Genomic DNA, 21,616 nt, shown 5'->3' on the forward strand with positions numbered 1-21,616 from the left:
GAGGCATAACCGTGCGAAAGATTGAGAAACAGCATGTAGAACACATCGCGTTGGGAGCTGCCGTGCTGGGCACAGGTGGCGGAGGCGATCCGCATGTCGGGATGTTGATGGCGATGGCGGCCATCGAACAGTATGGACCGATTCGCGTCCTGTCGCCGGAGGAAGTACCAGATGAGGCGTGGGTTGTCTCAGCCGGCATGATGGGAGCCCCTACCGTCATGATCGAAAAGATTCCCAGTGGGCGGGAGGTCGTCGGGGCGTTTGAGGCATTGCAGGCCCACAGCGGCAAAACGATTTCTGCGATCTATCCGATCGAGATCGGTGGAGTCAACTCGACCGTTCCGCTTGTGCTGGCTGCGATGACCGGGCTGCCGGTCGTCGATATTGACGGGATGGGCAGGGCGTTTCCAGAGGTGCAGATGACCAGCTTTGAACTGGCTGGCCTCTCTTCTGCCCCGATGTCGATCGCCGATGAGAAGGGCAACACCGTGATCGTGAACGGTGTGGAAAGTGTCTGGAATGAGCGTATCGGCCGGGCGGCGCTGATCAGTATGGGCGGATCGGTGATGAGTTGCGATTACCTGATGCAGGGCAAGCAGTTAAAGGAGGCTGGCATTCATCATACGCTTACTCTGGCGGAGAGGATCGGCCAAACGATAAACAGCCTGCGGCACCAAAACCAGAGTCCGGTCAGAGCGCTTGTCGAGGCGATCGGGGCCACCCTGCTGTTTACCGGCAAGATCAGCAATCTACTGCGCCGTACCAGTGAGGGCTTTACCAAGGGAGAAGTGTGGCTGGATGGTGTTGAGGAATGTCAGGGAAATACGTTCCGTCTCTATTTCCAAAATGAATTTTTGGTCGCCAAACGGGATGATCAAGTAGCAGCGACTACACCTGATCTGATCACCGCGCTCGATCTGGAAACCGGCATTCCGATTACGACGGAAGCCCTGCGGTACGGCAGCCGGGTGGCTGTGATCGGGATTCCCTGCGATCCCAAGTGGCGAACGGAAAAGGGGATCAAAACAGCCGGACCGCGCTACTTCGGCTATGACATCGACTATCGGCCGCTGGCGGAGAGAGGAGGCAAGGATTCGTGAACTATCGGATCGGAATTGACGTAGGGGGCACGCATACGGACGCGGTTATCCTGGACAGACAGAACCGTCTGCTTGCTGCCACCAAACAGGCTACAACAGAGGATGTGAGCAGCGGAATCGGGCGAGCGATTGCCGCCTGTCTGGAACAAAGCAACATCAATCCCGCCGCCATTACCCACGCCATGCTGGGTACCACGCACTGCACCAACGCGATCGTGGAGCGGCGTCACCTGTCCAAGGTAGGGGTGGTGCGGATCGGCGCCCCTGCTACATTGGCGATTCCCCCCTATACGGGTTGGCCGGACGATCTGCGGGAAGCCGTGTATGTCAGCAGCCATATGATACCTGGCGGACACGAATTCGATGGGCGCCGCATCGCGCCACTTGACGAAACAGAACTGCGCCGGATCGCTCGCGAGTGGAAGGGGAAAGTGGCATCCGTTGCCATCACTTCGGTCTACTCACCGGTCGATCAATTGGACGAGCAGCGGGCACGTCAGATTATCTGCGAGGAGTTGGGGGAGGAGATCGCCTATTCCCTCTCTCATGAGATCGGCAGCATCGGCTTGATCGAGCGGGAGAACGCAACGATTTTGAACGCGGCACTGGTCGACGTAGCTCGCAAGATGGTCAATGGGTTTCGCCAGTCGCTGGTGGAAAACGGCATTGAGCACGCTCGCATCTTTCTCTCGCAAAACGACGGCACACTGATGACGGCAGACTACGCGCTGCGTTTTCCCGTGCTGACCATCGCATCCGGTCCGACCAACAGCATCCGTGGCGCCGCCTATCTCACCGGGTTGAAGGATGCGCTGGTGCTGGACGTAGGCGGAACCACCACCGATATCGGGGTACTCGTCCAGGGTTTCCCACGGGAGTCCTCGCTGGTTGCTCAGATCGGCGGAGTCCGTACCAACTTTCGGATGCCCGACCTGCTCTCATTCGGCCTTGGCGGAGGAACCAGGATCAGGGGCTTGGGCGAGGAACTGACGATCGGTCCGGACAGTGTCGGATACCAACTGCCGGAAAAGGCGCTGATCTTCGGCGGGCAGGAGGTAACCGCTACCGATATCGCCGTGGCCAGCGGCCAGGCGGAGTTGGGTGATCGCCAGTGTGTGGCCCATCTTCCAGCCGATCAGATTCGCGCCGCTTACCGCATGATGATAGAGATGGTGGAGGAAGCGGTTGACAAAATGAAGACATCTGCCGATCCGGTTCCCGCGATTCTGGTCGGGGGCGGCAGTATCATTTTGCCGGACAAGCTGGCAGGGATATCCGGCGTGATTCGTCCCGAGAACTTTGCTGTAGCCAATGCGATTGGCGTCACGATCGCTCAGGTAAGCGGACAGATTGAAAAAATATACGCGATGACGGAGTGGAAGCGGGAGGAGGCGCTGCAGGATGCCAGAGAGTTGGCCGCAGAAGAGGCGGTTGCGGCAGGAGCTGACCCGGAAACGGTGCAGATCGTCGACATCGAGGAAGTTCCGCTTGCCTACCTGCCCGGCAATGCCGTCCGCATCCGGATCAAAGCTGTTGGTCACCTATTCACATAGAGAAAGAGGCCAAAATCAAACAGAAAAGGGGAGTAATCGAATGAAAAAGGTAGCGAAGAAAGGCCTGTTCAGGACAGGTCTTATCCTTGGATTGATTGCCGCACTTGCCGCTTGCAGCAGTCCGTCGGCAGAACAGCCGAAAAATGGACAGGGATCAACAGAGCAACCGGCAGGAGAAGCAGCCAGCGGCGAGCCTAATGGAGGTATTGCCGTTTACGGGTACCATGACGACGTGATGACGTTTTGGGACCCCAGCGACAGCTACTCCAACGAGATTGTAGCGATGAACAACATGTATGAAACCCTGCTTCGCTACAACCCAAAAGATCAGTCGTTCGACAAGGTATTGGCCGAAGAGTACAAAGTAACTGACGACGGTCTAACCTGGACTTTCGACCTGCGCGACAACGTGAAGTTCCATACCGGTGCGCCGATGACAGCGGAAAGTGTGAAGAAATCGATTGAACGCACGATTACCAGAGGAAAAGGCGCTGCGTTTATCTGGGACGCGCTGGATACCATCAATGTCGTCGATGAGGATACGGTTGAATTCAAACTGAAGTATGCCGCTCCGCTCGATACGATCGTATCGTCCGGCTACGCTGCGTTTATCTTTGATGTCGATGCGTTGGAGAAAAACGGAGAAGAGTGGATCAACCAGGGGCACGACGTGGGAACCGGCCCGTATACCGTCCAGAAATGGAGCAAAGGCAGCGACTTGATCCTCACCTACTTCCCAGACTACTGGCAGGGCTGGAAAGCAAATCAGTTCCAAAAAGTGGTCTTTAAGACGATCCCGGAAGCCAATACCCGTCAGCAGATGCTGGAGGCTGGTGATATGGACTTTACGGACCAGATGCCGATTGAGATGGTTCAGGCGATGCGCGACAAGCCGGGAATCGCAGTAACCGAGACAGACAGCTTCCAGCAGTTGGTGATGCAGCTGAACACGGCAAAAGCACCGTTTGACAATCCGAAAGTGCGCCAGGCACTGGCTTATGCGATTCCGTACGATCAGATTGTAAACGACATCTTGTCTGGTACTGGAAGTCAGTCTCACGGCAGTATCCCCAACGGTTTGTGGGGGCATGACGCTTCCTTGAAGCAGTACAGCTACGATTTGGACAAGGCGAAAGCACTGCTGCAGGAAGCGGGTGTCTTCGGCGGCAAGCTGACGCTGACGTATGTGTCGGGGGATGAGTTTGAACGACGCATCGCCGAACTGCTCAAAGTGGAACTGGCCAAACTGGGCTTCGATCTGGAAGTGAAAGGGATGTTGTGGGAAGCGCAGTGGGATATGGCCAAAGCGCAGGACCCGACCAAACGTCAGGACATCTTGTTGATGTACTGGTGGGCGGATTATGCCGATCCGTACAGCTTCTTGAAAAACCTGTACGCCTCTGAGGATGAAATCGTCTTTAACCTGGCGTACTACAAAAACCCAGAGTATGACGAGCTGGTAGAAGTGGCCAAGCAAGTATCTGGTGTAGACCGCCAAAAGGCGATCGACTTGTACAAGCAAGCTCAGGAAATCTTGATCGAAGATGTTCCCGGCATCTCTCTCTACGATGTCAAGTACGTGCGTGTGCTGCGAGATAACTTCAAAGGATACGTCGACAACCCTGCTTATCCAAGCGTCGTGTTCTTCTACGATACCCATCGAGAATAGGTGTGATGCCGAATGCTTCGCTTCATCGTACGCAGGCTCCTGCTAGGACTGATCGTCCTGGCAGGAGTCTCCATGATCACGTTTTTTATCGCTCGCGTCATACCGTCCGAACCGGCTGCCAGGTGGGTAGGGGCCCATGCGACTGCGGAACAGATCGCGGCGGCGAGAGTAGAACTGGGGCTGGATCAGCCGCTATATATCCAATACATCGATTATATGCAGGGACTCGTCACCGGGGATTGGGGTCAATCGATTCGTACCCACCAGCCGGTGTTGGACGAACTGCTTACCTTTTTGCCGTCCAGTCTGGAGCTGATCTTTGCCGGGATGCTGATTGCCATCCTGCTGGGGATTCCGTTAGGGGTGATATCGGCGATCAGGAAGGAATCCTGGATTGATCATCTAAGCCGCGGTTTCAGCATCGGCGGAGTCTCCATCCCTACCTTTTGGCTGGCCTTGATTTTACAGCTTCTCTTTTTTCAAGCACTGGGAATCCTGCCGCTTGGCGAACGGGTCAGCACAGAAGTGTCGCTGTTAAATCCGATAGAGGAGCAAACCGGTTTTTACCTGCTTGACGCCCTGCTGCAGGGAAATACGGTGTTTTTCACCGACGCGCTGCTCCATCTCATCCTGCCGGCGATCACGATGGCCGCTTATCCACTCGGCTTGATCACCCGGATGATCCGCTCCTCGATGGTGGAAGTGATGGGCGAAGAGTATATGCGCGTCCACCAGGCCTACGGCATTCCTCGGCGCAAACGAATCTATCTGTATGCCCTGAAGAACGCGCTGGCACCGACGGTTACCTCGCTTGGCCTGACGTTTGCCTATGCGCTCACGACCACGTTTTTGATCGAAGCGGTATTTAGTTGGCCGGGACTGGGCATGTATGCGTCCCAAGCGATTCTCTCTTCTGATTACCCGGCGATCATGGGCATTACGATGCTGGTCACAGCATCTTACATCCTGGTCAATCTGCTCGTTGACATTGTCGTCGTCCTGCTCGATCCGCGCATCAAACTGGGCGAGGCAGCATAAGGGGGCGTTTTCAAGTGAATTCAACCAAACCAACCACTTCGCTTCCTCCTGCCGAGACGTCTTCTCCCGTCCAGCATGCGAGGAAGCTGGCACAAGAGTTCGGCTATTTTCTCTGGACCAACAAACTGGCGCTGGTAGGCTTTATCGTCATTGTGATCCTGCTGATCATCGCGTTGTTTGCACCGTTGATCGCGCCGTATCCCGAAGATATCTATGACGAAGTCCATCTGGAAAACAAGTTTTTGCCGCCGTCTGCGGATCACTGGTTTGGCACCGATGAGATGGGACGGGATATTTTTTCGAGGGTGGTGTACGGAACCCGCATCTCGTTTGAGATTGGCTTGACGGCGATTGCCTTGTCGCTGGTGATCGGCGTTCCTCTGGGGCTGATCGCCGGCTACTTCGGCCGCTGGGTCGATGAAGTGATCATGCGGGTGTGCGACATCTTTCTCAGCTTTCCGCCGCTGCTGTTGGCGATTGCGATCGTGGCGCTGCTCGGCCCCTCCATTACCAACATGATGATTGCGATCTCACTCTCCTGGTGGCCGTGGTATACCCGTCTCATCCGCAGTCAGGCGGTTTCGATCAAGGAACGGGGATTCGTGGAGGCAGCGAAAACAATTGGCGTCTCATCGCCGCGGATCATCGCCCGTCACGTTTTGCCCAACAGCCTGTCCCCTGTGATCGTGCAGGCATCGATGGACTTCGGTTCGATCATCCTCACCGCTGCATCGCTCAGCTTCCTGGGCTTGGGCGCCCAGGCCCCGACACCAGAGTGGGGCTTGATGATCAGCATTGGACGCAACTTTTTCATGACCAGTTGGTGGTACATCACCTTCCCCGGCTTGTTTATCCTGTTGACAGTGATGGCGTTCAACTTCCTCGGCGACGGCTTGCGGGACTATCTCGATCCGAAGACGAGAGATCGCTAAAGAGAGAGGTGACACGATGAATGAATTGCTGAAACTGGAACAGGTAGCTGTTCAGATCAAGACACGTCACCAGGAGATCACGGCACTTGACCTGGATCACCTCTCGCTTCGTCAGGGGGAGATGCTGGCGCTGGTCGGGGAGACCGGTTCCGGCAAGTCGATGACGGCTGCTTCCATCATGCAGCTTTTTCCCACCCATAAGGCCCGTATCGTTCGCGGCCGGATTCTGTTTGATGGAAAAAACCTGCTAGACTGCTCCCCGATGGAGCTGGATGAAATCCGCGGCCGCAAGATGACGATGATCTTTCAGGACCCGATGACCTCGCTCAATCCGGTCTTTCGGATTGGCGATCCGATGATCGAGGTGATCCGCAAGCACACGGGCCTGTCGGCCAAGGAAGCCAGGCGACGGGCGGCAGAAGCGCTGCAATTCGTCGGACTGCCAGATCCGGTTCAACTGCTGCGTCGCTATCCGCACGAACTGAGCGGAGGTCAGCGGCAGCGGGTGATGATTGCCATGGCGATGGTCTGTGAGCCGAAGCTGCTGATCGCCGACGAACCGACGACGGCGCTTGACGTGACGATTCAGTCACAGATTCTCTACCTGGTGAACAAGCTAAAAGAAGAACAAGGTACGTCTGTTTTGTTTATCACCCACAACCTCGGCGTGGTATCCAAGATGGCTGACCGAATTGCTGTGATGTACGCCGGCAGCATCGTCGAAACCGGTCGCACGCGGGATGTGTTTCGCTCACCGCGCCATCCTTATACACGGATGCTGTTGGACGCGATTCCGAGGATGCAGGAACAGCGGGACAGGCTGCCGGTGATCGGAGGACGAGTGGCCAGTCCTGCCGAGATGCAGACAGGCTGTCGTTTTGCCAATCGTTGTCCGTACGCGAGCGAGCAATGCCACCTCCAGAGACCACCGTTGGAGCAAATCGGAGAAGAGCACGAGGCGGCATGTTTTCATCCGCTGGAAGAAGTGAGGTGAACAATATCGAGATGGCTGACAGCATATTGGAAGTAGAACATCTAAAGAAATACTTCACCGTTCGCACCGGTTGGCTGGGAAAGAAGCAGACCGTTCACGCCGTGGATGACGTCAGCTTTTTTATCCGGGAGGGTGAGTGCTTCGGGTTGGTTGGTGAATCCGGATGCGGCAAAAGCACCTTGTCTCGTACGCTGCTTTCGCTGTACAAACCGACGGAAGGGACGGTTCGGTTCGCCGGTCAGGATATCTCTGCCCTCAGTCGATCGCTAGCGAAGGAACAGAGCCAACAGCTGCAGATGGTCTTTCAGGACCCGTACTGGTCGATCAATCCCAAACTGCGGGTCGGTGCGATCATCGAAGAGCCGCTGCTCACACACACAGCCATGTCCAAGGCGAAGCGTGAGGCCAAGGTTCGCGAACTGCTGGAAGCAGTGGGGCTGCCAGCTGATTTTGCCGGACGTTTTCCGCATCAACTGAGCGGCGGGCAGCGGCAGCGGATCGGGATTGCGCGTGCGATCGCGCTTGATCCCAAGCTGGTGATTCTGGATGAGCCTACGTCTGCGCTCGACATGTCGGTGCAGGCGCAAATCCTCAATCTGCTCAAAGATTTGCAGGAACAAAAACAGCTTACGTACCTGCTGGTATCGCACGATTTGAGCGTAATCAAACACATGTGCTCCCGGGTCGCGGTGATGTACCTGGGGCAGATCGTGGAGATGGGCACGGTGGAAGAACTGTTCGCCCATCCGCTGCACCCTTACACCCGACTGCTCCTGCAGTCCGTGCCGACGGTTGATGAGACAGAGTTTGCCCTCTCTTTCTACGAAGGCGAGATGCCAAAGGCGGTGAATCCTCCGGTTGGCTGCCGATTTGCGATGCGTTGTCCACAGAAGAACGAGACGTGTGAAACGACACCGCAGCAATTGGCAGAGGTACGCCCCGGGCACTGGGTTCGCTGCCAGCTTGCTGAGTAGACAAAGGGGATAAGAGAATAGATGAGAACGTTAACGCTGCAAGAAGTGGAAGATATGCTGCACGGAGCGGCGATCTACGGTACGGGCGGCGGCGGCAGCCTGGAAGAAGCGCTGCAGGTTGTGCGCACGATGTACGCCGCCGGAAAACGGGTAAAGCTGGCCGGACTGGACGAAATCGGGGACGATTGGCTGATCGCCTCCCCTTACTACGTTGGTTCGGTGGCACCTCCTGATCCCGAAGTAGTGAAACGTTTTGCCGAACTTCCTGTTACAGCAGATGAGGTTCCGACAACCGCCTTGCGAGCACTGCAGGCGTATCTCGGAAGGCCGATTCAGGCCGTCATCGCCACCGAGTTGGGCGGCAATACGGCATGTGCGATGGAGACGGCGGCCAGCCAGGATATTCCGCTGGTTGACGCGGACCCGGCTGGCCGCGCCGTACCTGATCTTGCCCATTCTACTTTTCACGTACACGGCGTCTCGATTGCGCCGTTTGCGCTGGCCAGCCGCTACGGTGACACAGCGGTCGTCACCGCTGTGGTGAACCATGCTCACGCCGAGATGATCGCGCGCAACTTTGCGATTCTCTTTGGCAACACGGCAGGCGTATGCGATCATCCGGTAGACGGCAGACGATTGAAACAGTCTGTCATCGCGGGAACACTGACGCAGGCTGAGCGGGTCGGTCGGGCGATGCGCCTAGCCAACGAACGAGGTGAGTCGCCTACCGAGGCGATCTTGGCCGCTGTGGAGGGCAGCCGCTCCTTGATCGATGGAGTGATTCGGGAAGCGGATTGGCAGGATGTCAAAGGATTTACCGAAGGACAGGTTGTCATTGAACCCTCTGACGCCGAGCAGGGAGAGCTCCCGGTTACGCTGTGGTTTCGCAATGAACACATGATTGCCCGCCGAGGCGAGCAGATCCTCTCGATCATTCCAGAGTTGATTACCGTACTCGACCAAAAAACGGGGATGCCGATCTTAAATCCCGACTGTACACCGGGGATGGAAGTAACGGTTGTGACCTTCCCTGCCCCTGCGGCTTGGGAAAGTGACAAGGGTCTATCCATTTTCGGACCGGAGTATATCGGGATGAGCCGACAAACCTATGCAGCGGGGAAAGGAAGGTAATCAGCATGCGTGTGGCAGTAGATATTGGCGGGACGTTTACTGATCTGGTCTACCTCGACGAGTTGACGGGACGTGTCGGGATGGTCAAGGCGGATACCACACCGCCCCACTTCGAGCAAGGTGTCCTGCACGTGATCCAGAAAGCGGGACTGCAAGGCGAGCAAATCGATTTTTTTGTCCATGGTTCTACCGTTGTGATCAATGCGCTGACGGAGCGGAAGGGAGCGGTGACCGGGTTAATCACCACCAAAGGCTTTCGCGATGTACTGGAGATCGGGCGAGCCAACCGACCTGATCTGTTTAACCTGGCCTATCGCAAACCGGTTCCGTTCGTGCCGCGCCACCTGCGGCAGGAAGTGAATGAACGACTTACGCACAAGGGAGAAGTGCTGCGAGATCTGGATACAGGGGAGATCGATCCGATTGTGCAACACTTTCGCGAGCAAGGAGTGACGGCCATCGCGGTCTGCCTGCTTCATGCCTACAAGAATCCGCTGCATGAACGGATGATCGTCGACTACATCAAGCAGCAGTGGCCGGAGGTAGCCGTCACTGCTTCCCACGAGATCACCAAGGAGTGGCGCGAATATGAGCGGACCAATACAGCTGTACTTAACAGCTATGTGATGCCGCTGACCGCGCGTTACCTGGATAAACTGGAACAGCATCTGGTGGAAAACGGCGCCCGCGGACGCAAGACGATCATGCAGTCAAACGGCGGGATCACCACATTTGAGCATGCCAAACAAGCGCCGATCAATCTGGTGGAGTCCGGTCCGGTGGCTGGTATGTACGGTGCAGCCGTCTTGGGCAGACTGCTGGGTTACGACAATGTGATCGCGCTCGACATCGGCGGGACGACAGCCAAGTGTTCTTTGATTCAAGAGGGAGAGATCTCGATTACGACCGACTACAAAATCGAATGGGATCATCGCTCCGCCGGCTATCCGATCAAAGTCCCTGTCGTCGATATCGTCGAGATCGGCAACGGCGGCGGTTCGATTGCCTGGCTGGACGAAGGGAATGCGCTGCATGTCGGACCGAAAAGCGCCGGTTCCATGCCAGGTCCGGCTTGCTACGGACGGGGCGGCAGTTCAGCGACGACCACAGATGCCAATCTGGTCATCGGTCGATTGAACAAAGATAATTTTTTGGGTGGCGAGATAGAGGCTGATCTGGAGGCGGCTCGTCGCGCGATTCAGCCAATCGCAGACGCCTACGGGACAAGCGTGGAGGAGGCAGCGCTAGGGATCGTGCGCAAGGCAAACGCCAACATGGTAAACGCGCTGAAGCTGATCTCCATCCGCCGTGGCCACGATCCGCGCGACTACACGATGGTCGCGATCGGCGGCGGCGGACCGATGCACGCCATGGCGCTGGCCCGCGAACTGCAGATCCAGCGGATCGTGATCCCGGTCGCTTCCGCTGTTTTCTCCGCGTGGGGAATGCTGATGTCTGACTTGCGCCAGGATTGGATCGGCACGTTTAACCACCGATTGAGCCAGCTCTCCGAGTCGCAATGGCAGCAAGAATGGGACAGGGTAAAAGCGGAGGCGTACACGTCGTTTGCCGAGCAGGGAGTGACGGAAGCAGAGATCGTCTTCTCGCTAAGTGTCGATATGCGCTACCTGGGTCAGGAGCACACCGTCAAAGTCTCTGTGCCGGAGTGCGACACATGGGAAGAGCTGACCGAACAACTGGTCGAGCGCTTCCACCAACTGCACGAGCAGCACTACTCCTACCGGCTCCCGGAATCGGAGACAGAGATCGTCAATCTGCACCTGACTGGTTGGGGACTGTTGGAAAAGCCGCCGATGGCGGAATGGACCCAGGGAGGATTGGCCGACGAGGCGATTGTAGAGCGGCGCCACGTCCATCTCGATGAGTTTGGCTGGCAGGAGATTCCGGTCTATCAAAGAGATCGGCTGGCAGCCGGTGAACAGTTTGCCGGTCCGGCGATTGTCGAGGAACCCTCGTCCTCGGCAGTGATCTATCCCGATCAGCAGTGCCGGGTAGACCGCTACGGCAATCTCATTGTGGAAGGAGCGACGCGCGCATGACTCGGACGACAACCGATCCGTTTACCCTAGAGATCGTCAAAGACAAGCTCATCTCCATCAGCGACGAGATGTTTTACGCCCTGCAGCGTACCAGCAAAAGCCCGATCATCTACGAAGTACTCGACTACGCGACCGGGCTTACCTCACCAGTCGGGGAACTGCTGACACAGGGAAACGGGATTACCGGCTTTCTCGGCAACCTCACCTTTGCGGTGAAAGATACGCTGGCCAAGTTTGACGGTGATCTGTACCCTGGTGACATCATCATCACCAACGACCCTTATGGCGGCGGCGGTTCCCATCTGAATGACGTAGCCTTTGTGATGCCGATTTTTTGCGAAGAACGGCTGGTCGCCTTTGCCGCCAACAAAGCGCACTGGACGGAGATCGGCGGCATGGCGCCCGGCAGTTGGAACCCGCTGGCGACCGAGATCTATCAGGAAGGGCTGCAGCTCCCCTGTATCAAGCTGTTTGAACGGGGAGAGCTGAATCAAGGATTGGTCGACCTGATTGAAGCCAATGTACGGACCCCGGACCTGTCGATCGGCGACATGTGGGCCCAGGTATCGGCGCTGCGCACCGGTGACAAGCGGATGCAGGAGCTGTGTGAAAAGTTTGGCGTACAGACCGTACTGGACAGCATGGAGCGTCTGCTGGACCAAGGGGAGGAAATCGCCCGCAGCGCACTGCGCAGCATGCCCAAAGGGGTGTACGAGGCCGAAGACGCAATCGATGATGACGGTTCCGACAGCGGTCCGCTCAAGGTGCGGGTCAAGGTAGAGATCACGGACGATGCGTTCATATGCGATTTCAGAGGGAATCCGCCCCAGGTGCAGGGACCGATCAACTGCTCGTACACCGGACTTGTTTCAGCGATTCGCACGATTTTTGTCGCTGTGACCAATCCGTCGCAAAACATCAACGACGGCGTGTTTCGCCCGATCCGCATCCTGACGGACAAAGGCTCTATTTTTACCGCAGAGAGGCCGGCACCGGTTTCGATCTACTGGGAGAGCAATGAATACGTGAGCGAACTGATCTGGAAAGCGTTAATGCCGATCGCCTCGGACAAACTGACGGCAGGTCACTTTCTCAGTGTCTGCTCGTTGATCGTCAGCGGCAAGCATCCAGACACCGACGAACTGTTCTTGCTGGTTGAGCCGAGTGCAGGCGGCTGGGGGGCAGGACAGGAGCAGGACGGACAGGCGGGCCTGTTCTGCATCGGTGACGGCGAAACCTACGTGATCCCGGTTGAAGTGGCGGAGGCGCGTTACGGTGTATTGGTCGAGCAGTATGCCCTGCGCTGCGATGGAGGCGGGGCGGGAGCGTACCGCGGCGGCAGCGGACTGGTCCGCGACTACCGCATCACCTCCGCTCAAGCTGAAGTGAGTGCTTCATTCGGCCGCCATCACTTTCTCCCTTGGGGCTTTAACGGCGGTCATGACGGCACCGGAAACGCGATCCAAATCTGCAGGGACGGCAAATGGCAGGAGGCGACCGGCAAAGTGGGACAAGCAACCCTCAAGCAGGGGGATATTGTCCGCTTCCTCACTGGTACCGGCGGCGGCTTTGGTCATCCGTTCGACAGGGCGGGCGACCGCGTCGTCAGCGATGTCCGCAATGGGTATATCACCGTAGAACAGGCGGAGTGCCTATACGGGGTGATCATCGGCAATGCGGGTTCGTACCACTATACACAAGAACGGCTGAACTACCAAGAGAGTCGCTCTCCTTCTGCCACTCCTTAGTATCGCGCGTCCCAATCTAAGACAGCAAGAGAAGACACCTTCCATTTTAGGAAGGTGTTTTGCGTGTAGACAAAACCTCGGGACAGGCGGATAGTAGCTCTTTTCCGGAAGGAGCGACTCTTGCCAACCAGCTCAGCGGACAGTCCCACTTCCTCGCTGATTGGCAACGGAGCGACTGGAGGAAAAGAGCTACTCTCCTCCGCGCCGTTCCTTGAGGGCTTTTGGCCGCAGTACCATTTTGTTGGAGCGGAGACGGTCATGACAGCTTCCACGCAGGCACTGGCACGAGCCGAGCGAACCTGCTTTTCTCTTTCGCCCCCCACTATGCCCGTCTAAAGCAAAATACCGTCAGAGTGACTTTCCCCTGGCAGCTTTTCTCATCGACATGCATGCCGCTTGCTTGCGATCATAGGACAAGCAGCATCCAGGCGAGATAATTTTTTCCACAAAAATAGATCAAATAGTTTGACATGTAAAAATCTTGGTACTATTATATAGGTGCAGTGACTACATAATCATACCGAGTTCTATAATATAAAACATTTGCAATCGACACTGCACAGTGGCGAGGAAAGCAGAGGAGCGGCACATGCAAAGCGAAAGCTGTTCGGGCAACAGCTTGTCAACAATACAAAACGTAGTTTTATATTATAAAACATATAATTTGTTGGCAGCGCTTTCAAAAAGCGAGCAGCCAAAGCAAAGGGTGAAAGGAAGGGATCGATGTGGGAACCAAAGGAAAAGAGCGTTTGCTCATCCGCAGTTCGGTGCTGCTGCTGTTTGCCACCTTGTTATGGTTAGCAGTGGGCTGTACCGGAGCGCCCGCCTCTGACAGCGGTGCCGATCAGGTGAAGACGATCAAGGTAGCCAACTACTTTGCCGAAGATCATCCGCAAAATGTCGCTCTCCGCGAAAGATTTAAGCCGATGGTGGAAGAGAAGTCAGGCGGCGCGCTAAAGGTGGAGATTTATCCCAACAGCACTCTGGGGGCGGAAAAGGAGTTTTACGACGGCGTCCGCAACGGGACGATCGAGATGGGGATTCCGGGCATGATCATGCAGGCAGACATCGAAAAATTAGCCGTACCAGAGTGGCCGTTTTTGTTTAAAGATTTTGAGCACGTCAAAAAGGTGCTGAGCGGGCCGATCGGAGCGGAATTGACCGCAGACCTGGAGAGCAGGCATGGCGTCCGACCGCTGGCTTGGAGTGCGAACGGCTTCCGCATGTTTTCTGCCAACCGTGAGATCACCAGCATGGCCGACTTTAGCGGGATGCGCATCCGAATGCCCAACATTCCCAACTATATCAAGCTAGGACAACTGTTGGGGATGAATGTGACGCCAATGCCGATCTCAGAAGTGTTTACAGCACTGGAACAAAAGGTGGTGGACGGTCAAGACAATCCCATCGCCACCCTGCGAGCGTCCGGCTGGTACGAAGTGCAGACGGGCGTACTGGAATCGAAGCATATGTTTAGTCCCAATCTCTACATCATCAACAGCCAGTTCTGGAGTCAGCTGTCGCCGGAGCAGCAGCAGATCGTCGAGGAAGCGGCACGGACGGCTGCCAGCTACGAATTCGAGCTGCTGGAACAAAGTTATCAAGAAGACAAAAAATTCCTGCAGGAACACGGGATCACCTTTACCACCCCTTCCCCCGCCTTCGTGGCAGAGATGGAACAAGCAGCACAACCACTCTATGAAGAGTTTTACGGCCAGTATCCCTGGGCCGAGGAACTGGTACAGCGAATCAAAGCAGAAGCTGAGTAAAAGGAGGGAGTTGCGTGCAGAAATCGGGCAAGGCGTTAACCACTGCTCTACATGTTGCGATTGCCTTATCGCTGGCTTTCATGGCCGTGCTTGTCTTTGGAAATGTCGTGCTTCGTTACCTCTTTAACTCGGGGATTACCTGGTCCGAAGAGATGTCCCGCTTTCTGTTTGTCTGGCTGGTGTTCCTCGGAGCGATTGGCGCGCTGAAGGACAACATGCACCTGGGGATGGACATCGTGGTCAACCTGCTCCCCAGAAAAGGGAAAAAACTCGTTTTCGTCATCAGCAACATCTTGGTCTTGTACGTACTATGGCTGTTTCTGGAGGGCAGTTGGAAGATGACGCTGCTCAACATGGACAGCAAATCTCCGGCGACCGGCCTGCCGCTCGCTTTCATGTACGGCATCGGCATCATTACGAGCATCTCCATGGCTGTGATCGTGCTTGGCAATCTGTGGCGAGTATTATCTGCCAGAGATCCACAGCAGCCGCTGACGATCATCGCACAGCCCGATCAGCCGCCGACCGACTCGGCTCAGGAGACGGAGATCACGGACCAATCAGCAAACAGACGATCAGAAAGAGTAGGGGGGTAAGCGATGCTGGGTGTATTTCTCGGGTCCTTGTTTGGCTCTCTCGCGCTTGGGATACCGATCGCCTTCGGTTTGATCATCAGCGGTGTCGCCCTGATGCTGATGATGGACATCTTTGACAGCCAAGTGGTGGCACAAAACCTGATCAACGGAGCCAACAACTTTGCCCTGATGGCTATCCCGTTTTTTATCCTGGCCGGTGAACTGATGAACGCAGGGGGGATCTCGCAGCGGATCGTGCAATTCGCCATGTCCCTGGTCGGCCATATCCGAGGCGGATTAGGATATGTCTCGATCATCGCCAGTATGCTGTTCGCCGGGCTGTCCGGTTCTGCGGTGGCCGATGCGGCGGCACTTGGGGCGATTCTGATCCCGATGATGGCGGCGCGCGGCTACAATCTGGGCCGTTCTACCGGTTTGATCTGCGCAGCCGGTGTGATTGCGCCAGTGATTCCACCCAGCATCCCGATGATTATCTTTGGCGTGACGGGTGGCGTCTCGATCACTTCCCTGTTTATGGGTGGGATCGTGCCCGGGATCCTGATGGGGATCGGCTTGATCATCATCTGGTTTTTTCTCTCTCGCAACAACGAGCAGGGAGAGCTGCCCCCGCGCAAAAAGGCAAGGGAGATTTTCGCTGCTACCAAGCAAGCCAGTTGGGCTCTCCTGCTGCCGGTGATCATCGTCGGCGGGATGCGTGGAGGGGTCTTTACCCCGACGGAGGCGGCGGTAGTAGCCGTGTTTTACGCGCTGTTTGTCGGGCTGCTGGTCTACCGGGAACTGAAAATCAGCGATTTGTACCATGTGCTAGTCGCAGCAGCCAAGACAACCAGTGTGGTGATGTTTGTCGCGTCGGCAGCGATGGTATCGGCATGGTTGATTACCGTCGCCAACATTCCGGCGGAAATGGCCGGCGCGTTGGGCGGTTTGGCAGAAAGCCCGCTGCTTTTGATGCTGCTGATTAACCTGCTGTTGCTGTTTGTCGGATTGGTGATGGACTTGACTCCGGCCATACTGATCTTCACTCCGGTCTTGCTGCCAGTGGTGAAGATGGCGGGGATCGATCCGGTTTACTTCGGGATCGTGATGATTGTCAACTTGTGCATCGGCTTAATCACGCCACCGGTCGGAACCGTACTGTACGTCGGCTGCGGCGTCAGCAAAATCAACCTGTTCACGCTAACCAGGGGGATCTGGCCTTTCCTGATCGTACACGTGATCGTGCTGCTGCTGCTCATCTTGTTCCCAAGTATCGTGACTGTTCCGCTGGAATGGCTCACGTAAACGAGTTGTGGGGGTGGAGTGGAATGAATAGATGGAAGGTAGTCATTACGGACTGGGAGTATCCCGACCTGCGTTACGAACAGCGGGTGTTTGCCCCATATGATCAGATCGAACTGGTACCGGCCCAATGCCGGACGGAAGCAGAGGTGATCGCCGCCTGCGCCGATGCTGATGCCATCATCAACCAGTACGCGCCGCTTGGAGCAGACGTGATTGCCGCGCTCAACAGATGTCGGGTGATCACACGCTACGGGGTCGGGGTGAACACAATCGATCTGGAGGATGCTACAGCAAAAGGGATCTGTGTGGCCAACGTACCTGACTACTGCCAGGATGAGGTGGCGGATCACGCCCTCGCGTTGATCCTCGCCTGGGCACGCAAGGTGGTTAGAGCCGACCGTCACATCCGAGCAGAGGCATGGGACTACAAAGTGACCAAACCGATCTACAGGCTGCGGGGCAGGAGGCTGGGCCTGGTCGGCTTCGGCAAGATTCCGCAGGCGCTTGCGGCAAAAGTACAGCCGCTGGGCATCGATGTCGTGGCATACGATCCGTATTGTCCGGCAGAGGTCATGGAGCACCAGGGAGTGACGGCCGCCTCGCTGGAAGAGATCATGAGCACCTCTGATATGGTATCGGTGCACACCCCGCTTACAGAAGAGACGAGGGGCATGATTGGCAAGGAGCAGTTTGCGTTGATGAAGCCGCAGACATTTCTGGTCAACACGTCGCGCGGTCCGGTCGTAGATGAACAGGCATTGGTGGAGGCACTTCGCAGCGGTCGGCTGGCAGGTGCCGCTCTCGATGTCGTAGAGCAGGAGCCGATTTCCCGCGATCATCCGCTGCTCGCGATGGATAACGTCATCTTCACGCCGCATGTCGCCTGGTACTCGGAAGAAGCGGAAGAAGAGATGCGAACCAAAGCGGCTCTAGGTGTGATCGATGTGCTGGTGCATGGAGAATATCCGAGATACCTGGTCAACAAGCAGGTGTGCGAACGAGTCACGCTCAAACCAAGTCAAGCAGACAACCGTTACGCCGCACTTGTATAAGAAAAAAAAGAGGGGGATGGAACATGAAGAGATGGATAACGGGAATGGTGATCAGTCTAGTCTTTCCGGCGCTGCTGGCAGCCGGCTGTGCGAGTGGCGGCAACGCTGGAAACGGTGGAAGCAGCATGGCAGCGAACGGGGCCACCACCGATGGCGAAAGTAGCTCCGGCATTCAGGAGCGCACCATCAAGGTAGGGATCGGTCTCAACGAGGATCATCCGGAAGGGCAGGGGATTATCAAGTTTAAGGAACTGGTTGAGCAAAAGAGCGGCGGAAAAATGAAGGTGCAGAACTTCTTTAGCGCCTCACTCGGTGACGACCAAAAGATGACCGAGGCCCTGCAGGCCGGACTGCAGGAGATAACGATTCCGTCCACCTCGCCACTGGTTGGGATGGTCGAAGAGTTTGGATTGTTCGATCTTCCCTTTGTGTTCAGCACAGAAGAGGAGGCATATGCCGTACTGGATGGACCGGTCGGCCAAAAGATTTTGGAGAAGCTGCCGGAACACGGCCTGATCGGGCTGGGATATTGGGAGAACGGATTCCGTAATCTGACCAACAGCAGCCGCCCGGTGCGTACACTGGAGGATTTCCAGGGACTGAAGATTCGCACCATGCAGACGGAGGTCCATCTCGAAGCCTTTAAAGCACTAGGGACAAACCCGACGCCGATGGCTTTCTCCGAGGTATTCAGCGCATTGGAAAACAAAACAGTGGATGGTCAGGAAAACCCGTTGGCCACGATCAAGTCGAACAAGTTTTACGAGGTGCAAGATTACCTCAGTCTGACCAAACATGTCTATACGCCGTTTGTTTTCCTGGTGAGCAAGAGCTTTTGGGATGGTCTTAGCCCGGAAGAGCAGACCATCCTGCGCGAAGCGGCGGTTGAAGCAGGCCAATATCAGCGGGATCTGAACCGACAGGAAAACGAGAAAGCACGGGCCGACTTGAAGGCGGCGGGGATGAATGTAAACGAGATCAGCGATCAGGACAGACAAAAAATCAAGCAAGCCGTACAGCCTGTTGTCGACAGGTTTGCCAAAGAGATCGGTCAGGAACTGTATCAGGAGATGCAAAGCGAGCTGGAAAAAGTGAAGTAACCCAACAGAGAGCGGCGAGCGAAAGGGAGGAGAACCGATGAAGGTGATCGAGCAGCTGCTGCGTGATATTCCCCTTCCCCGGATGGCGAAGGTTCGCCAGCACTTTCATGCCCCTGAACTTGCTGACACGGCGCTCGCTGTACGGCAGGCGTTGCGGCAGAGGGAGGTGCTGAAGCGGATTGCCCCCGGCGATCGAGTAGCTATCGCGGTCGGCAGCCGGGGGGTGGCCGACCTGCCGATCATCGTGCGCGAGGTGGTCAGGGCGGTCAAGGCTCAGGGAGGCCAGCCGTTTCTGGTCCCGGCGATGGGCAGCCACGGGGGAGCGACGGCGGTCGGCCAAATCGAGGTGCTGCGGCAGCTGGGGGTCGACGAGGAAACGGTCGAAGCGAGAATTATCTCCAGCATGGAGGTTGTGGAAGTGGGCAGATTGGCAAACGGTCTGCCCGTCTACACCGATCGGCAGGCATATGAGGCCGACAAGGTGATCGTGATCAATCGGATCAAGCCGCACACCGCTTTTCGCGGTCCGGTGGAGAGCGGCTTGATGAAGATGATCACAATCGGCCTGGGAAAGCAAAAAGGGGCGGAGGCGGCGCACGCTTACAGCTTCAAATACATGGCCGAGCACGTGCCGGAAATGGCAAAGCAAGTGCTGAAGCGGGTGCCGATCATCTTCGGAGTGGGTACGCTGGAGAACGCGTATGATCGCCCGGCTAAAATCGTTGCCGTCCCCGCCGAAAAGCTGGCGGAAGAAGAGCCGCTGCTGCTGGCTGAGGCAAAGAAGCTGATGCCCAAACTGCTTTTATCGCCCATCGATGTGCTGATCGTCGATCAGATCGGCAAAGACATCTCCGGAGACGGGATGGACCCGAACATCACAGGACGCTATGCCACCCCGTACGCCAGCGGCGGCCCTGAAGTCTCCCGCATCGTCGTCCTCGGACTGACAGAGAAGACACACGGCAATGCCAATGGCATCGGGCTGGCTGATGTTACGACCCGCAAGCTGTTTGGGCAGATCGCCTGGGAAAAAGGATATGCCAACGCACTAACCAGCACGGTGACTGAGGTCGTCAAGCTGCCGATGATCATGGATACGGAGGAGCTTGCGGTCAAGGCTGCGATCAAGACATGCAACGTCCGTGACTTGACACAGGTGCGGGTGGTCCGTATACGCAACACGCTGGAGCTGAGAGAGATCTGGATCTCGAAGAGTCTGCTTCCCGAGGCTCAGGAGCGAGCGGACGTTGAGGTGACCAGCGGTTTGTGCGAGATGACATGGGACGCAATAGACGTGCGGTCGTAAGCGGCCGCTTGCTGAACCTGAGTGTACGCTACTGAACCTCACTATATGCTGTTGAACATGATGGCTGCCGTCATTGGTACACGCTGCTGAATATTTGTGAATCACCGTTTGGTTGCAGGAACAAAGGGTACGTAAGTGGCAGACGGAGGGATATGGGTTGAAGATAACCGGGTGTACGCTGTACAAGGTTCCGCCGCGCTGGCTGTTTCTGAAGATGGAGACAGATGAGGGGCTCAGCGGTTGGGGGGAGCTGATTGTTGAGGGAAAAGCGGATACGGTGGCGACTTGTGTCAAAGAAATGGAGGAGTATTTGATCGGCAGGAACCCGCTGACGATCGAAGACCACTGGCAAGCACTTTACAGGGGCGGTTTTTATCGCGGCGGTCCGGTGCTGATGAGCGCCATCTCCGGGTTGGAGCAGGCGATGTGGGACATCGCCGGCAAGTATTACAACATTCCGGTCTACCAGATGCTCGGCGGTGCCGCCCGCCGCAATATCCGCGTGTACTCGTGGATTGGCGGCGACCGGCCTCATGATGTGGCGCAAGCGGCAAAAACAAAGGCACAGGCGGGCTTTACGGCGATCAAGATGAATGCCACAGAAGAGATGCACTATATCGATTCTCCATCCAAAGTAGACGCGGTGATCAGCCGTGTAGCGGCGATACGCGAAGCGGTGGGGCAGGACTTCGGCATCGGCGTCGACTTTCACGGACGGGTCCATAAAGCGATGGCCAAGGCGCTGGTTAGAGAGCTGGAGCCGTATCGGCCCATGTTTATCGAAGAACCGGTTCTGCCGGAGAACAATGAGGCGCTGCGGGAAATCGCCCGTCATACGACGATTCCGATCGCCACCGGGGAGCGGCAGTATACTCGATGGGGTTTTAAACAACTGCTGGCCGATGGCTATATCGACATCATCCAGCCTGATCTATCGCACGCGGGCGGCATCCTAGAATGTCGGAAAATCGCCGCGATGGCAGAGGCGTATGACGTAGCGGTCGCTCCCCACTGCCCGCTTGGTCCGATCGCCCTTGCCGCAAGCCTGCAGTTGGACGCCTGCACGCCAAACGCGGTAATTCAGGAACAGAGTCAGGGCATTCATTACAACGAAGGAGTCGATTTGCTCGACTATTTGGCTGACCCCACTGTTTTTCGCTATACAGATGGTTTTGTGGAGATTCCCACGGGGCCAGGGTTGGGCATCACAGTGGATGAGCAGGCGGTGCGGGAGGCGGCGGGCAGAGGGCATAACTGGCGCAATCCGCTTTGGCGGCATACAGACGGCAGTGTTGCCGAGTGGTAGATCAACA

18 protein-coding genes are annotated in these 21,616 nt (G+C 56.5%); all 18 read left to right on the top strand.

Features of this window, described 5'->3' with window-relative positions; genetic code table 11:
• Positions 1-11 precede the first annotated feature (11 nt).
• Positions 12-1,100, top strand: a complete 1,089-nt coding sequence (locus LOK74_RS22700; RefSeq protein ID WP_230044271.1) for an S-methyl thiohydantoin desulfurase family protein — start codon at positions 12-14, stop codon at positions 1,098-1,100.
• Positions 1,097-2,653 carry a hydantoinase/oxoprolinase N-terminal domain-containing protein gene (locus LOK74_RS22705; protein WP_230044272.1) on the top strand — a complete coding sequence of 519 codons (1,557 nt, stop codon included), beginning with the start codon at positions 1,097-1,099 and terminating at the stop codon, positions 2,651-2,653. Before LOK74_RS22700 ends, LOK74_RS22705 begins: the two co-directional genes overlap by 4 nt.
• Before the next feature lie 40 nt (positions 2,654-2,693).
• Complete coding sequence (locus tag LOK74_RS22710) at positions 2,694-4,322, top strand: ABC transporter substrate-binding protein (RefSeq protein WP_230044273.1); 1,629 nt, start codon at positions 2,694-2,696, stop codon at positions 4,320-4,322.
• Between the two features lie 12 nt (positions 4,323-4,334).
• Positions 4,335-5,360, top strand: a complete 1,026-nt coding sequence (locus LOK74_RS22715; RefSeq protein WP_230044274.1) for an ABC transporter permease — start codon at positions 4,335-4,337, stop codon at positions 5,358-5,360.
• A gap of 14 nt (positions 5,361-5,374) precedes the next feature.
• On the top strand, positions 5,375-6,292 hold the full coding sequence (gene nikC, locus LOK74_RS22720; protein ID WP_230044275.1) for a nickel transporter permease: 918 nt from the start codon (positions 5,375-5,377) through the stop codon (positions 6,290-6,292).
• 16 nt (positions 6,293-6,308) lie between these two features.
• Positions 6,309-7,286, top strand: coding sequence for an ABC transporter ATP-binding protein (locus LOK74_RS22725; protein WP_230044276.1), 978 nt, complete (start codon positions 6,309-6,311; stop codon positions 7,284-7,286).
• Entirely contained in the window at positions 7,283-8,260 is a 978-nt protein-coding gene (locus tag LOK74_RS22730; RefSeq protein WP_230044277.1) for an ABC transporter ATP-binding protein, read from the top strand. Before LOK74_RS22725 ends, LOK74_RS22730 begins: the two co-directional genes overlap by 4 nt.
• A gap of 21 nt (positions 8,261-8,281) precedes the next feature.
• Positions 8,282-9,391 (top strand): S-methyl thiohydantoin desulfurase family protein, encoded by a 1,110-nt coding sequence (locus LOK74_RS22735; RefSeq protein WP_230044278.1) that lies wholly within the window; start codon positions 8,282-8,284, stop codon positions 9,389-9,391.
• Positions 9,392-9,396: 5 nt separating this feature from the next.
• A complete protein-coding gene (locus tag LOK74_RS22740; RefSeq protein WP_230044279.1) occupies positions 9,397-11,451 on the top strand; it encodes a hydantoinase/oxoprolinase family protein in 2,055 nt (684 codons plus the stop codon).
• Entirely contained in the window at positions 11,448-13,199 is a 1,752-nt protein-coding gene (locus LOK74_RS22745; protein WP_230044280.1) for a hydantoinase B/oxoprolinase family protein, read from the top strand. The genes LOK74_RS22740 and LOK74_RS22745 overlap by 4 nt, the downstream gene beginning before the upstream one ends.
• A gap of 120 nt (positions 13,200-13,319) precedes the next feature.
• Positions 13,320-13,535: a hypothetical protein gene (locus LOK74_RS22750; RefSeq protein ID WP_230044281.1), complete on the top strand. Its 216-nt coding sequence runs from the start codon at positions 13,320-13,322 to the stop codon at positions 13,533-13,535.
• 467 nt (positions 13,536-14,002) lie between these two features.
• The gene (locus LOK74_RS22755) at positions 14,003-14,968 is read left to right on the top strand and encodes a TRAP transporter substrate-binding protein (protein ID WP_420908806.1); all 966 of its coding nucleotides are present in this window, start codon (positions 14,003-14,005) and stop codon (positions 14,966-14,968) included.
• Between the two features lie 14 nt (positions 14,969-14,982).
• Positions 14,983-15,564: a TRAP transporter small permease gene (locus tag LOK74_RS22760; protein ID WP_230044283.1), complete on the top strand. Its 582-nt coding sequence runs from the start codon at positions 14,983-14,985 to the stop codon at positions 15,562-15,564.
• Positions 15,565-15,567: 3 nt separating this feature from the next.
• A complete protein-coding gene (locus LOK74_RS22765) occupies positions 15,568-16,845 on the top strand; it encodes a TRAP transporter large permease (RefSeq protein ID WP_230044284.1) in 1,278 nt (425 codons plus the stop codon).
• Positions 16,846-16,868: 23 nt separating this feature from the next.
• Entirely contained in the window at positions 16,869-17,897 is a 1,029-nt protein-coding gene (locus LOK74_RS22770; protein WP_230044285.1) for a C-terminal binding protein, read from the top strand.
• 23 nt (positions 17,898-17,920) lie between these two features.
• Positions 17,921-18,997: a TRAP transporter substrate-binding protein gene (locus tag LOK74_RS22775; RefSeq protein ID WP_420908707.1), complete on the top strand. Its 1,077-nt coding sequence runs from the start codon at positions 17,921-17,923 to the stop codon at positions 18,995-18,997.
• Positions 18,998-19,034: 37 nt separating this feature from the next.
• Positions 19,035-20,303, top strand: coding sequence for a nickel pincer cofactor-dependent isomerase, group 22 (locus tag LOK74_RS22780; RefSeq protein WP_230044286.1), 1,269 nt, complete (start codon positions 19,035-19,037; stop codon positions 20,301-20,303).
• A 157-nt stretch (positions 20,304-20,460) separates the two neighbouring features.
• Positions 20,461-21,609, top strand: coding sequence for a galactonate dehydratase (dgoD, locus tag LOK74_RS22785; RefSeq protein ID WP_230044287.1), 1,149 nt, complete (start codon positions 20,461-20,463; stop codon positions 21,607-21,609).
• The last annotated feature ends 7 nt before the right edge of the window (positions 21,610-21,616 follow it).

Origin of the sequence: Brevibacillus humidisoli, assembly GCF_020923435.1 — a bacterium.
Classification (GTDB): Bacteria; Bacillota; Bacilli; order Brevibacillales; family Brevibacillaceae; genus Brevibacillus_E; species Brevibacillus_E humidisoli.

What these genes read in the sequence shown, in the direction of transcription:
- LOK74_RS22710 (WP_230044273.1), top strand. Translation starts at nt 2,694, where the DNA reads ATGAAAAAGGTAGCGAAGAAAGGCCTGTTCAGGACAGGTCTTATCCTT.
- LOK74_RS22715 (WP_230044274.1), top strand. Translation starts at nt 4,335, where the DNA reads ATGCTTCGCTTCATCGTACGCAGGCTCCTGCTAGGACTGATCGTCCTG.
- LOK74_RS22725 (WP_230044276.1), top strand. Translation starts at nt 6,309, where the DNA reads ATGAATGAATTGCTGAAACTGGAACAGGTAGCTGTTCAGATCAAGACA.
- LOK74_RS22735 (WP_230044278.1), top strand. Translation starts at nt 8,282, where the DNA reads ATGAGAACGTTAACGCTGCAAGAAGTGGAAGATATGCTGCACGGAGCG.
- LOK74_RS22740 (WP_230044279.1), top strand. Translation starts at nt 9,397, where the DNA reads ATGCGTGTGGCAGTAGATATTGGCGGGACGTTTACTGATCTGGTCTAC.
- LOK74_RS22745 (WP_230044280.1), top strand. Translation starts at nt 11,448, where the DNA reads ATGACTCGGACGACAACCGATCCGTTTACCCTAGAGATCGTCAAAGAC.
- LOK74_RS22765 (WP_230044284.1), top strand. Translation starts at nt 15,568, where the DNA reads ATGCTGGGTGTATTTCTCGGGTCCTTGTTTGGCTCTCTCGCGCTTGGG.
- LOK74_RS22770 (WP_230044285.1), top strand. Translation starts at nt 16,869, where the DNA reads ATGAATAGATGGAAGGTAGTCATTACGGACTGGGAGTATCCCGACCTG.
- LOK74_RS22775 (WP_420908707.1), top strand. Translation starts at nt 17,921, where the DNA reads ATGAAGAGATGGATAACGGGAATGGTGATCAGTCTAGTCTTTCCGGCG.
- LOK74_RS22780 (WP_230044286.1), top strand. Translation starts at nt 19,035, where the DNA reads ATGAAGGTGATCGAGCAGCTGCTGCGTGATATTCCCCTTCCCCGGATG.